This window comes from Pseudomonas sp. NY15356, from assembly GCF_048068175.1.
Classification (GTDB): Bacteria; Pseudomonadota; Gammaproteobacteria; order Pseudomonadales; family Pseudomonadaceae; genus Aquipseudomonas; species Aquipseudomonas putida_K.
The window spans coordinates 226,226-239,393 of record NZ_JBLUPW010000001.1; the positions used below are offsets into that span (position 1 = coordinate 226,226).

Below are 13,168 nucleotides of genomic sequence, written 5' to 3' on the forward strand. Positions count from 1 at the left end.
CGGCTTGCCGGCGATTGGCCTTCCAGTCAGATCGAGACCACGAACAACGCCACGATCATCGCCAGCCCGGCGAACCAGACCAGCGAACGCAGGATCGCCAGGTCAGCCAGGTAGCAGATGATGTAGAGCAGGCGGCTGGTGATATACAGCACCGCCAGCACATCCTGGGTCACCTGCTCGGCATTGCCGACGATGTCGGCCACCAGCACTGCCGCAGCGAATGCCGGAAACGCCTCGTAACCGTTCTGCTGCGCTGCGTGGGCGCGCCGTGGCAGGCCCGAGAGGGTGTCGAGAAACGCACGTGGGTCATGGTTGTCGCGCAGGCCGAAGCGGCCACTGCTCAGCTTGGCCGTCAACCCGCACAGCGGTGGCAGGATGAGGGCGATCAGGATGCACCACAGGGCTACGGTCATGGACAGGACTCCTTGTTCAAATCGTTGGTCAGAGCTTCATCACCAGCATGCCTGCCAGGACCAGCCCGCAAGCTAGGAGTCTTGGCCCGCCAAAAGGTTCTTTGAGGTAGCGCATGCCCATGAGCACCACCAGGATCACGCTCAGCTCACGCAACGCCGCCGCCTCGGCGATCGAGCCCAGGTGCATGGCCCACAGCACCAGGGCGTAGCTCAACAATACGCACAACCCTACCGCCAGCCCCAGGCGCCACTGCGTCCGCCAGAACAACGCGAACGGCGCTCGCCGTGCCACACAGGCCAGCAACGGGAACGGCCAGGCGCTGAGCAACGTCAGCCAGACCAGGTAGTCCATCGGCTTGCCCCACAGCTGCACCGCCTTGCCGTCGAACCAGGTGTAGCAACCGATGCACAGGCCGATCAGCGCCACCACCGGCAGCATCGACCAGGGCAGCCGGTCACCGCCGCCGCCCTGCCACAACAGGCACGCCATGCCACAGGGGATCAGCAGGATGCCGATGATCTGCTTGTCGCTCAGCGCCTCGCCGGCGAAAGCCAGGGTCAGCCCCAGCACCACCAGCGGCGACAAGCCCCGCATCAGAGGATAGACCAGCCCCAGGTCACCGACCCGGTAGGCCTGGATCAGCAGGAAACGGTACAACTGCTCGGCCAGGGCCGAAGCCAGCAACCAGGGCCAGATCTCCCCGGGTGGAAAGTCGACGAAGGCCACTGCCAATACGGCGAAAACCAGGGCCACCAGGTCCATGCTGGCGATCACCAGCAAGCGCTCGCCACTGAATTTGATCAGGGTATTCCAGGTCGCGTGCAGCAGGGCGGCGACCAACACCAGCGAAGTTGCCAACACGCCTTGTTGTCCTTACTACGTTTTATGGTTGTGAATATAGGGGGTCGAAGTGCAGGGCGGTAGAGCTTCATTGCGCTCGATCCCAGCCGCACCACAAATCCTCAGCCAAGCAGAACGATTCCGACAATTCTGGTCAAATCCTGTGTCCCGAACCCCTCGTCAAGTCATCGAACAACTGCCCGAGCGATTCGGGCCACGACTTGGAAGCCACTGTTACAGGATTTGGGATGCTTGAACTTGTTGCTGCGTTTATTTGCCTGACTACCCTCCTCACCTACGTCAACTACCGCTTCATCGGCCTGCCGCCGGCCATCGGCGTGATGGTCACCGCGCTGTTGTTCTCCTTGATATTGCAGGGCTTGAGCCTGATCGGCTTCCCTGGCCTGGAGGCCCACGTCGAAGGCCTGATGAACCAGATCGACTTCAACGACCTGTTGATGCACTGGATGTTGTCGTTCCTGCTGTTCGCCGGCGCCCTGCATGTCAACCTCGCCGACCTGCGCAGCTACCGCTGGCCGATTGGCCTGCTGGCCACCCTGGGCGTGCTGATCGCCACCGTGGTGATCGGTTTCCTCGCGCATTGGGTCTTCGCCCTGTTCGGCTGGGACGTGCCACTGATCTACTGCCTGCTGTTCGGCGCGCTGATCTCGCCCACCGACCCGATCGCCGTGCTCGGTGCGCTGCGTACCGCCAACGCGTCCAAGCCCTTGAAGACCACCATCGTCGGCGAGTCGCTGTTCAATGACGGCACGGCAGTGGTGGTGTTCACCGTGCTGCTCGGCATTGTCCAGCTCGGCGAGGCGCCCAGCTTCGCCGACACGGCCGTGCTGTTCGCCCGCGAAGCCATCGGCGGCGTCGTCTTCGGTGGCGTGATCGGCTATGCCACCTACCGCATGATCAAGAGCGTCGAGCAGTACCAAGTCGAGGTCATGCTGACCTTGGCGCTGGTCATCGGCGGGTCGGCCATGTGCTACGAGCTGCACGTGTCGGCGCCGATCGCCATGGTGGTGGCCGGCCTGATCATCGGCAACCTGGGGCGCAACCTGGCGATGAACGACATGACCCGACGCTACATGGACGGTTTCTGGGAACTGATCGACGACATGCTCAATGCTTTGCTGTTCGCCCTGATCGGCCTGGAGCTGTTGCTGCTGCCGTTCAACTGGCTGCACCTGGCCGCCGGCAGCGTGCTGGCCGTGGCGGTGCTGCTGTCGCGGCTGCTCACCGTGGCCCCGGCCATCGTCCTGCTGCGCCGCTGGCGCAGCGTGCCCAAGGGCACCGTGCGCGTACTGACCTGGGGCGGCCTGCGCGGTGGCGTGTCGGTGGCCCTGGCGCTGTCGCTGCCCAGTGGGCCTGAGCGCGACCTGTTGCTATCGATCACCTATATCGTGGTGCTGTCGTCGATCCTGGTGCAGGGGTTGAGCATCGGGCGGGTGGTGCGCGGGGTAACCGCGCAGCCTTGAAGTTTTTGGGGCCGCTTTGCGGCCCTTTCGCGGCACAAGGCCGCTCCCACAGACGGGGCGCGCAAGCGTCATTCCACCGCGGTGTCGGGGAACTGGTCCTGGATGTACTTGATCTCGGTTCGCCCATGCGGGGCCGGCAGGCCGTCCTCGCCCAGGTTGACGAAGACCATCTTGTCCACCGTCAGGATGCTCTTGCGGGTGATCTTGTTGCGCACTTCGCACTTGAGGGTGATGGAGGTGCGGCCGAACTCGGTGGCAGTGATGCCCAGCTCGATGATGTCGCCCTGGCGCGAGGCGCTGACGAAGTTGATCTCCGACATGTACTTGGTCACCACGCGCTGGTTGCCCAGCTGGACGATGGCGTAGATCGCCGCCTCTTCGTCGATCCAGCGCAACAGGCTGCCGCCGAACAGCGTGCCGTTGGGGTTGAGGTCTTCGGGTTTTACCCATTTGCGGGTGTGGAAATTCATCGGGACTCCTGACCTGCTTGGCTGACGTGCGGTAATGATGGCAGAGCCTTCGGCAGTGCTCCATTGAACATCGACTATCGTCTCGATTAATCGACAGAAAACCTTGGGCGTGGCCCGGTGCCACGGCTATAATCCCTGCCGATTCACATGGCCACCCGCCGCGGGGGTCATCCCGCCACCCAGCCGAGGGGCGCTGCAGCAGGTTCGACCTGTCAGGCTCGGTTGGGGCGTTGTCCGCACCGCGGACGCTTAACGCACAACGGCGCCCATTCGCACACTACGAATGGAGGCTCTCGATGAGCGCTGTAAACACGCCTGCAGGTTTTTCCGACTTCAAGGTCGCCGACATTTCCCTGGCCGACTGGGGCCGCAAGGAAGTCATCATCGCCGAATCGGAAATGCCCGCACTGATGGGCCTGCGCCGCAAGTACCAGGCTGAACAACCGCTCAAGGGCGCGAAGATCCTGGGCTGCATCCACATGACCATCCAGACCGCCGTGCTGATCGAAACCCTGGTCGCCCTGGGTGCCGAAGTACGCTGGTCGTCGTGCAACATCTTCTCCACCCAAGACCAGGCCGCCGCCGCCATCGCGGCCGCCGGCATTCCGGTATTCGCCTGGAAGGGCGAGACCGAGCAGGAGTACGAGTGGTGCATCGAGCAGACCATCCTCAAGGATGGCCAGCCATGGGACGCCAACATGGTGCTGGACGATGGCGGCGACCTGACCGAGATCCTGCACAAGAAATACCCTGCGATGCTGGAGAAGATCCACGGCATCACCGAAGAGACCACCACCGGCGTACACCGCTTGCTGGACATGCTGGCCAAGGGCGAGCTGAAAGTCCCGGCGATCAACGTCAACGACTCGGTCACCAAGAGCAAGAACGACAACAAGTACGGCTGCCGCCACAGCCTCAACGACGCCATCAAGCGCGGCACCGACCACCTGCTGTCGGGCAAGCAGGCGCTGGTGATCGGCTATGGCGACGTGGGCAAGGGCTCGGCCCAGTCCCTGCGCCAGGAAGGCATGATCGTCAAGGTCACCGAAGTTGACCCGATCTGCGCCATGCAGGCCTGCATGGACGGCTTCGAAGTGGTCTCGCCGTTCAAGGACGGTATCAACACCGGCACCGAAGACGGCATCAACCGTGACCTGCTCGGCCGCATCGACCTGATCGTCACCACCACCGGTAACGTCAACGTCTGCGACGCCAACATGCTCAAGGCCCTGAAGAAGCGCGCCGTGGTCTGCAACATCGGCCACTTCGACAACGAAATCGACACCGCCTTCATGCGCAAGAACTGGGCATGGGAAGAGGTCAAGCCGCAGGTCCACAAGATCCACCGCACCGGCGCCGGCACCTTCGACCCGCAGAACGACGACTACCTGATCCTGCTGGCCGAAGGCCGCCTGGTGAACCTGGGCAATGCCACCGGCCACCCAAGCCGCATCATGGACGGCTCGTTCGCCAACCAAGTGCTGGCACAGATCTTCCTGTTCCAGCAGAAGTTCGCCGAGCTGCCAGCCGCGCAGAAGGCCGAGCGCCTGACCGTGGAAGTGCTGCCGAAGAAACTCGACGAAGAAGTGGCCCTGGAAATGGTCCGCGGCTTCGGCGGTGTGGTCACCCAGCTGACCCCGCAGCAGGCCGAATATATCGGCGTCACCGTCGAAGGCCCGTTCAAGCCAGACACCTACCGCTACTAAGCGGCGCTACGAGTGCCAGGCGGCGACAACCGGCCTGGCGCTCGCAGCCTGTAGATCTTGATGGATGCCCAAGCCAGGCCGGCCCCCACCGCCCTGGCTTTTACTTGCAGCTTGCGGCTTGTCGCTTGCAGCTGAGGAATAAGAGATGTCACAAGAACGCCGCTACAGTTTCGAATTCTTCCCCACCAAGACCGATGCCGGCCATGAAAAGCTGATGGCCGTGGCCCGCCAGCTGGCTGGCTACAACCCGGACTTCTTCTCCTGCACCTACGGCGCCGGCGGTTCGACCCGCGACCGCACCCTCAACACGGTGCTGCAGCTGGAAAGCGAGGTGAAGATCCCGGCCGCACCGCACTTGTCCTGCGTCGGCGACAGCAAGGATGAACTGCGCACCCTGATCAACCAGTACAAGGCCGCCGGGATCAAGCGCATCGTCGCCCTGCGTGGTGACCTGCCGTCCGGCATGGGCATGGCCTATGGCGAGCTGCGCTACGCCAGCGACCTGGTCGAATTCATTCGCCAGGAAAGCGGTGATCACTTCCACCTGGAAGTGGCCGCCTACCCGGAAATGCACCCGCAGGCGCGCAACTTCGAAAGCGACCTGGCCAACTTCGTGCACAAGGTCAAGGCCGGTGCCGACAGCGCCATCACCCAGTACTTCTTCAACGCCGACAGCTACTTCTACTTCGTCGAGCGCGCCCGCAAGATGGGTGTGGATATCCCGGTGGTGCCCGGCATCATGCCGATCACCAACTACAGCAAGCTGGCGCGCTTCTCCGACGCCTGCGGCGCCGAGATTCCACGCTGGATCCGCAAGCAGCTGGAAGCCTACGGCGACGACACTGCCAGCATCCAGGCGTTCGGCGAGGAGGTGATCACCCGCATGTGCGAACAACTGCTGCAAGGCGGCGCACCGGGCCTGCATTTCTACACCCTGAACCAGGCCGAGCCCAGCCTGGCGATCTGGAACAACCTCAAGCTACCGCGCTGACACATTTCGGCAATAAGTGCTTAAGGAAGAGTTAAGGCTTTGGCATTAGGCTAAAGCCTTATTTCTTTCTGCAGCCCGATAAGTTACCGAACGATGCAGCCGTCTTCCGCTTCGAATCCACAACTCATCTACCTGGCATTCGGTCGCTCGACCTACCATCAGGAAGCCTGTTTCAGCATCGTCAGCGCCCTCGCCCAGTTACACAAGGCGCCCGGCCAGGCACTGGATATCCAGGTCTATACCGACGACCCGGCCCCTTACGCGAAGCTGCCCGTCACGCTGCACCTGTTGGATGAAGCCACCCGGGCGGCCTGGAACCAGCCCCATGGCTATCACTTTCGCAGCAAGCACGTGCTGTTGCGCCAGGTCCTGCAGCAATATCCCGTGGCCGCCTTGATCGACACCGATACCTTCTTCCGCGAGTCGCCTTTGCAGCTGTTCCAGCGGATCGCCCCCGGCAGCCTGCTGTGCAATGCCATCGGCGGGCGCTACGACGCCAACCGGCAATGCCAGCTGTACAGCAAGCTGCAGGGCATCCTTCAGGATCGTGGCCTGGCGGATGGGCGGATGGGCCTGCTCAATTCCGGGGTCATCGGCCTGCATGCCATCGATGCCTCGGTTCTCGACCAGTCCATCGCCTTGATGGATGAATTCCACCCCCAGGTGCCCAACGCCTATACCCTCGAGGAGTTCTGCCTGGCCGTGGCCGCGTACCGTACCCTGGCGGTGGCCGCGTGCACCGACGTCATCCATCACTATTGGAGCCGCAAGGCCCTGTTTCGCGCCAAGGTCCAAGCCTGGCTGGGCAAGCATGGCCAGGATCCGCTCAGCGAGGCGGCGCTGGCCGACGTGGCGCTGGTCAACGACCAACTGCCGCGCCCGCCTACCCTGCATCGCCTGCGCTGCAAGGCCCTGAGCCTGACGCTCCCCAGTCACCAGCGCCAGTTTGCCCGTGAACTGCTCTACGGCTGCTACCCCTACGACAACGAGTTCGACCGGGCCTGCGCACCCGCCTGGTGGGACAAGGCACTGGAGAACTTCCAGGGCATGCATGGCCGCAAGGACCCCGAACAACTGGCGCGGCTGTTGCGCCAGCCCGGCCTGCGCCTGTCCCTGGGCAGCAGGCACAAGGAAGTGCAAGCCCACCTGCTCGGACCTTCCGGAGCCTGACCGCAACGGCTACTGGCGTTGGGCGCGCATTGCACGTACCCTGCCGCCATGCCCAATTTCCTGCGCCTGACCTGCATCCTGCTGCTCGCCTGCCTGAGCCCGCTGGCCCAGGCAGAGCGTTTGCGCCTGGTCAGTGACGACTGGGCGCCCTACATCTATTGGCACGATGGTCACCTCAAGGGCATCGACTACGAAGTCACCAACGAAGTACTCAAGCGCCTGGGTATCGATGTCGACTGGCAATTGCTGCCTTGGAGGCGCTGCCTGGCCATGGTCGAGCAAGGCCTGGCCGATGGGGTGCTGGACATCTTCCAGCTCGAGTCACGCGAACCCTTCATGGTCTACCCGGAGGAGCCCCTTTCGCACGTGCAGTTCGTGTTGTTCCAGTCGACCGCCCAGCACCGTGCAATAGAACGTCTGGAAGACCTCGCAGGCCTGACCGTGGGGACCTCGCCCGGCTACACGTACAACCCGGCCTTCAATACGTCACCGCTGTTCCAGCGGGAATCGGCCCCGACCCACGAGGCGAATTTCGGCAAGCTGATGCTCGGGCGCATCGACCTGCTGGTGACCGACCGCCGCGCAGGCCGCTACTTGCGCAGGCACCTGGGCCTGGAGCAACAGGTCGAGGAGCTGCCCCTGGTGATCAGCCGCCATGCCCAATATTTGGGCCTTGCCCGCAAGCCAGGGCGCGAACGCCTGGCCACGGTCTTCGCCGACGAGCTGCGCCGCTTCAAGCAGGAGCCGGCCTATGCGGCGATCAGTGCTCGCTATGAAAGCGACCAGGGAAATATTCCTGACGCCGTTGAGCAGCACGAACGCAGCACGGCGCGCTAGCTCTGTTATACTCGGGCCTTCCCGCCCGGCTCACGCCCGGACGCTCGGCCTCGCAACAGGCATCTCGACCGTCGCCCACGCACCCCCAGTGCTTCCCCGACGCTTCCAGGATGCGCAGTGAACGCCCAGCTGGACCGGACGCGATCGCATCCCGCCGATGCCCGTCGCGCCAGGCAGATCATCCCATCGGGCCCAGCCCCCACGAGAACAGGATTGCCCATGTCCTTTGCTTCCCTCGGTCTCTCCGAGGCTCTTGTCCGCGCTATCGAGGCAGCGGGCTATACCCAGCCCACCCCAGTGCAACAGCGGGCGATTCCCGCCGTGTTGCAAGGTCGCGACCTGATGGTCGCTGCCCAGACCGGTACTGGTAAAACCGGCGGCTTCGCCCTGCCGATTCTCGAGCGCCTGTTCCCGGGCGGCCACCCAGACAAGTCCCAGCGCCACGGCCCACGCCAACCCCGCGTACTGGTGCTCACGCCCACCCGCGAGCTGGCCGCTCAGGTTCATGACAGCTTCAAGGTCTATGCCCGCGACTTGCACCTGGTCAGCGCCTGTATCTTCGGTGGCGTCGGCATGAACCCGCAGGTCCAGGCCATGGCCAAGGGTGTGGACGTGCTGGTGGCCTGCCCCGGCCGTCTGCTCGACCTGGCCGGCCAAGGCAGCGTGGACCTCTCCCATGTCGAGATCCTGGTCCTCGATGAAGCCGACCGCATGCTAGACATGGGCTTCATCCACGACGTCAAGAAGGTCCTTGCGCGCCTGCCGGCCAAGCGCCAGAACTTGCTGTTCTCGGCGACCTTCTCCAAGGACATCACCGACCTCGCCGACAAGCTGCTGCACAACCCCGAGCGCATCGAGGTCACGCCGCCGAACACTACGGTCGAGCGGATCGAGCAGCGCGTCTACCGCTTGCCGGCCAGCCATAAACGCGCCCTGCTGGCGCACCTGATCACCCTGGGTGCCTGGGAACAGGTGCTGGTGTTCACCCGCACCAAGCACGGCGCCAACCGCCTGGCCGAGTACCTGGAAAAGCACGGCCTGAGCGCCGCCGCGATCCATGGCAACAAGAGCCAGAATGCCCGGACCAAGGCCTTGGCCGATTTCAAGGCCAATACCGTACGTGTGCTGGTGGCCACCGATATCGCCGCACGTGGCCTGGATATCGATCAACTGCCTCATGTGGTCAACTTCGAGTTGCCGAACGTGGAGGAAGACTACGTCCACCGTATCGGCCGTACCGGTCGTGCCGGCCGCTCGGGCGAGGCGATCTCGATGGTCGCGCCGGATGAAGAGAAACTGCTCAAGAGCATCGAGCGGGTCACCAAACAGAAGATTCCGGACGGCGACCTGATGGGCTTCGACCCAAGCCAGGTAGAGGCCGAGAAGCCTGAAGTACGCGAACGCCCGCAGAACAATGGCCGTGGCGGGCGCAACCAGCCGCGCGCCGAAGGCGGCAAGGACGGCAGCGGCGGGCGCAAGGACAAAGGCAAGGACAAAGGCAAGGCCAAGCAGCAGGCTGCCGAGAAGCCTGCCGACAAGGAAAAGGCCGGCGACAAGGCACAGCAGCAGCGCAAACCGCGCAACAAGAAGCCGCGCCAGCAGCAGGCCTCCCAGGGCCAGGCCGGCATCCCGCCGGTTCCGGCCGATCGTGACCCGGAAGAGTTCCTGGACGATGAGATCGACAATTTCGGCAACCGCGCCGACTATGTCAGCCCGTACCAGAACACCAAGAACCAAGGCCGCAACCGCCGCCCAGGCGGCAATGGCGGCCAGGGGCAGGCCCAGGGCCAAGGCCAGCGCAATGGCGGCGGCCAAGGGCGTGGCAATGGCGGTCAACGCCAGGGGCAGGGTTCCGGCGAGAAACGCGCCCGCAACAGCAACAACGGCGGTGCGCGCCGTGACAACAATGGCGGCGGTCGCAACCGCTCCGGCGGTCGTGACGACCTTTCCCGCCAGGAACCGGCAGTGCGCAACCCGCGCGAAACCCACCAGCCAGTGATCATCCGCAAGGAGTCCAAGCTCGACCGTTATCCGACGCCCGAGCAGCTGGATGACCTGCCCAGCCGCCCACGCGGTGAGCGCCCCGCGCTGTTGACTCGCAAGGGCTGACAACCGGGTATGTTGCGCCTTTCGCTGCCAGCTCAGCGAAAGGCGCAATACCGGCAGTTGCCGAATCAAGCCACGCGAAAGTTTAGTAACCGACGCGCCTCAGTATTCTTACCGCCTCCAGCAGTACGAATCCAATAACGCCACGGATTTTGGTGGTCTGCACGTATGTTGCGCAAAACTGTTAGTTCAGCCAGTTTTTAAAACTATTGCCCATCTGAACACTGAAGAGCCATAACGTAATAAGTGGCTCAACATGAATACTTTTACACCGACTCCAAAATCCAATAAAACCGAGTCCTCGGCCGGCACAACTACCGCAACACCGGTCATTACCAGCCTTTCGCTAAGGCGGGGTGCAAAGAATGATGTCCGAGGAAGCACATCCGTAACCCAAGGTGTGATCGAAGCCTTCTCCAATGGTACTTGGAAAGGGATTGCCGACGTAAAAGCCGATGGACGCTTTCATAATCCCGACTTGCCAGATAGCTACCTGCTGACCGCTGATACCGTACACGTGCGCGTCAACAGTTCGGGGCTCTCCCATCCCGTCACAGCGACGGATAGCTTTGTCCATCCGCGGTCTATCTTCATAGGCCCCACGGCGGCCAAAGCCAACGACCAAGCGTTTTACCAATGGAGTCTACAGTGGGCCGACTATCAACCCACCGGCTATAAATTGCCTGCCGGCAAAAGCGCCTCCCTCTGGCTTGAAGGGGACGATGAAGATGTGACAGTCCTGATAGGCGTACAAGGGCTGGCTGAGCAATCGAACCGCGCGATACAAACCCCAAACATGCGCGAGGTTCGCTTACAACGCGGTGACAACCGGCTGCGGCCCGATCTCGTCGGCGGCGTGATCCATATTCGCAATACGGGTAAGTCCGGCTGCCGCGTTATTCTCGACGGCGCCTTCCAGCCCATTCCTTACTATATCCTTGGGCAGACTCCGCCGAACGACTGGCATCGTATGCTCGATAAAAGCGATCGCCAAACAGAAGTCCAGCTCGTCGGCGACCGAGTGGTCATATCCGCCTACGCCGATACCTACCGGTTATTCGCGCACCCCGATGTTGGAGAGATTGTCAGGTCCCATGAAGAAGTCTTGAAAATCGAAACGATTACCGCCGGTCTGGACGGGTCTTCACCGAGGCATACGCGAAGCAATTTATGGATTCATGCCGTAGAAAGCGTATCCAGTAGCTCGCCCTACGCCACCACGGGCTACATTGGCCTGCCCCACAGTCGTAACCAAGGCAGCTCGTACATGAAGGCATTGTTGGGCGGCCGTGCACATGAGCTTTGGGTCGCCCTGCATGAGTACGGCCATCATTTTCAAAACCGGACGAACACCTTGGCGCCGTTGTTCGACGAAAACTCAGTGAACATCTATGCCCTCGCGGTCGGGCGTATCCATTCGAACGATTACAGCGAAGAATTTCCCAAACGTTGGCCGGGGCTGAAGGCATGGCTGGCCAAGCCACGCGATCAAAAACATTATCCGGAGTCTCCAGATACGCACGCTATCTTCGAACAGCTCAGAAAAGGATTCGGCAACCATTACCTGCCCGCCTGGGACCGCTTTGCCAGGGAGAACCCTATCAACGGTAATGACCTTGTCAACTTCACCGCCTCGCTATGCAAGGTGGCCAACTGCAACCTGGCGGATTTCTTTGCCGACTGGGGTGTCCTCAAGGAGGGTGATGCCACCTGGCGCGCGTTACATGCCCTGCGACTGCCAGCAGCACCTGCGGGGCTGATTCATCAAGTTCCGTACACATAAGCATAGGGGCCGCTACGCGGCCCTCTCGCGGCACAAGGCCGCGAAAGGGCTGCGCAGCAGCCCCCCGCTTTCAAACCGTTCGAATTACTTCTGCTTCACACCTTCGACACTGATATCCAGGTCCAGGGTCTGGGAGGTCGCGCCTGGGCCCTTGATGCCGAAGTCGTTCAGGTTCAGCGTGGTGGTGGCATTGAAGCCAGCGCGCTCGCCGCCCCATGGGTCCTTGCCTTCACCGTTGAAGGTAGCCTTGAAGGTGACTGGCTTGGTCACACCGTGCATGGTCAGGTCGCCGGTCACATCGGCAGTCTTGTCGCCGGTCTTCTTCACGCTGGTGGAGACGAACTTGGCTTCTGGATACTTCTTCACATCCAGGAAGTCGGCACTGGCGATGTGCTTGTCACGCTCGGCGTGGTTCGACCACAGGCTCGCAGTCTTCAGTTCGACGTTGATCTTGCTGTCTTCCGGCTTGGCGCTGTCCCAGGTGAAGTTACCGTCGAAGTCCTTGAAGGTGCCATGGATGAAGCTATAGCCCAGGTGGCTGATCTTCCAGTCGACGAACGCGTGCTGGCCTTCCTTGTCGATCTTGTACTCGGCGGCCATGGCCTGGCCAGCGGAGAGCAGTGCGGTACCGAGCGCCAGAGCGGCAAAAGTCTTTTTGAACATCCTTACTTCCTTCCTATGCAATTGAGGTAGAGAGTCAAGCTTTGCGGCCCAGCATGCGGGCCAGGGTCGCGTCACGGTCGATGAAATGGTGTTTCAGTGCTGCCAAGGCATGCAGGATGGCGAAAATCACCAGCCCCCAGGCCAGGTAGAGGTGGATGACCCCAGCAACATCAGCCTGGTCGGGCAGATCGCTGACAAGCGCCGGAACCTCGAACAAGCCGAATACCGGGATGCCCACGCCGTCGGCGGTGGAGATCAGGTAACCTGCGATCATCACGCCGAACAGGCCAAGGTAGAGCAACGCATGCCCCAGCTTGGCGGCCAGGCGGGTGAATGCCCCGTGGCTGGCCGGCGCCGGCGGTGGCGGGCTGACGAAGCGCCAGATCACACGCAACAACATCACCCCCAGCAGCACCAGGCCGATGCTTTTATGCAGGTCGGGCGCGGACTTGCGCCACGGGCTGTAGTAGTCGAGGCCGACCATCCACAGGCCCAGGCCGAACAGCCCGAAGACTGCCAGAGCCACGCCCCAATGCATCACGATGCTGACCAGGCCATAGCGAGAGGATGAATTGCGCAGTTGCATGTTGGTGTGTTTCCCCGTGAAAGCTGGTGCACAGACTAGCGCATAACGTATCGAAAAAAAGCGGAAAAACTTGCTTCGGATGATCGAAAAATTAGATATGTATTGTGAAACCTTCCCA

At 62.2% G+C, this 13,168-nt stretch carries 12 protein-coding genes and 1 riboswitch; of the genes, 7 read left to right on the plus strand and 5 right to left on the minus strand.

Annotated features, from left to right (window positions below):
* Positions 1-26: 26 nt before the first annotated feature.
* Both ACNFCI_RS01025 and ACNFCI_RS01030 read right to left on the minus strand, forming a co-directional pair.
* Positions 27-413: an MAPEG family protein gene (locus tag ACNFCI_RS01025; RefSeq protein WP_084854046.1), complete on the minus strand. Its 387-nt coding sequence runs from the start codon at positions 411-413 to the stop codon at positions 27-29.
* 28 nt (positions 414-441) lie between these two features.
* The gene (locus ACNFCI_RS01030) at positions 442-1,275 is read right to left on the minus strand and encodes an EamA family transporter (protein WP_196145950.1); all 834 of its coding nucleotides are present in this window, start codon (positions 1,273-1,275) and stop codon (positions 442-444) included.
* 227 nt (positions 1,276-1,502) lie between these two features.
* Here ACNFCI_RS01030 and ACNFCI_RS01035 point away from each other — a divergent pair, with 227 nt between their 5' ends.
* The gene (locus ACNFCI_RS01035; protein ID WP_368829480.1) at positions 1,503-2,738 is read left to right on the plus strand and encodes a cation:proton antiporter; all 1,236 of its coding nucleotides are present in this window, start codon (positions 1,503-1,505) and stop codon (positions 2,736-2,738) included.
* 68 nt (positions 2,739-2,806) lie between these two features.
* Here ACNFCI_RS01035 and ACNFCI_RS01040 read toward each other — a convergent pair whose 3' ends face one another.
* On the minus strand, positions 2,807-3,208 hold the full coding sequence (locus ACNFCI_RS01040) for an acyl-CoA thioesterase (protein WP_043207235.1): 402 nt from the start codon (positions 3,206-3,208) through the stop codon (positions 2,807-2,809).
* Between the two features lie 179 nt (positions 3,209-3,387).
* Positions 3,388-3,483: riboswitch (S-adenosyl-L-homocysteine riboswitch) on the plus strand.
* Between the two features lie 21 nt (positions 3,484-3,504).
* Here ACNFCI_RS01040 and ahcY point away from each other — a divergent pair.
* The 6 genes from ahcY to ACNFCI_RS01070 all read left to right on the plus strand — a co-directional run bounded on the left by ahcY (position 3,505) and on the right by ACNFCI_RS01070 (position 11,801).
* Complete coding sequence (gene ahcY, locus ACNFCI_RS01045; RefSeq protein ID WP_084854040.1) at positions 3,505-4,914, plus strand: adenosylhomocysteinase; 1,410 nt, start codon at positions 3,505-3,507, stop codon at positions 4,912-4,914.
* Positions 4,915-5,059: 145 nt separating this feature from the next.
* Positions 5,060-5,905, plus strand: a complete 846-nt coding sequence (gene metF, locus ACNFCI_RS01050) for a methylenetetrahydrofolate reductase [NAD(P)H] (RefSeq protein WP_196145954.1) — start codon at positions 5,060-5,062, stop codon at positions 5,903-5,905.
* Positions 5,906-5,998: 93 nt separating this feature from the next.
* A complete protein-coding gene (locus ACNFCI_RS01055) occupies positions 5,999-7,075 on the plus strand; it encodes a hypothetical protein (RefSeq protein WP_368829481.1) in 1,077 nt (358 codons plus the stop codon).
* 48 nt (positions 7,076-7,123) lie between these two features.
* On the plus strand, positions 7,124-7,912 hold the full coding sequence (locus tag ACNFCI_RS01060) for a substrate-binding periplasmic protein (RefSeq protein ID WP_084854035.1): 789 nt from the start codon (positions 7,124-7,126) through the stop codon (positions 7,910-7,912).
* Between the two features lie 219 nt (positions 7,913-8,131).
* Positions 8,132-10,021, plus strand: a complete 1,890-nt coding sequence (locus ACNFCI_RS01065) for a DEAD/DEAH box helicase (RefSeq protein ID WP_172402931.1) — start codon at positions 8,132-8,134, stop codon at positions 10,019-10,021.
* Between the two features lie 253 nt (positions 10,022-10,274).
* Entirely contained in the window at positions 10,275-11,801 is a 1,527-nt protein-coding gene (locus ACNFCI_RS01070; RefSeq protein WP_368829482.1) for a M60 family metallopeptidase, read from the plus strand.
* A gap of 84 nt (positions 11,802-11,885) precedes the next feature.
* On the opposite strand, the gene ACNFCI_RS01075 is transcribed toward ACNFCI_RS01070, so the two are convergent.
* Together ACNFCI_RS01075 and ACNFCI_RS01080 are read right to left on the minus strand one after the other, a co-directional pair.
* Complete coding sequence (locus tag ACNFCI_RS01075) at positions 11,886-12,464, minus strand: YceI family protein (protein WP_224457159.1); 579 nt, start codon at positions 12,462-12,464, stop codon at positions 11,886-11,888.
* Positions 12,465-12,498: 34 nt separating this feature from the next.
* Positions 12,499-13,050: a cytochrome b gene (locus ACNFCI_RS01080; protein WP_084854029.1), complete on the minus strand. Its 552-nt coding sequence runs from the start codon at positions 13,048-13,050 to the stop codon at positions 12,499-12,501.
* Positions 13,051-13,168: the final 118 nt, after the last annotated feature.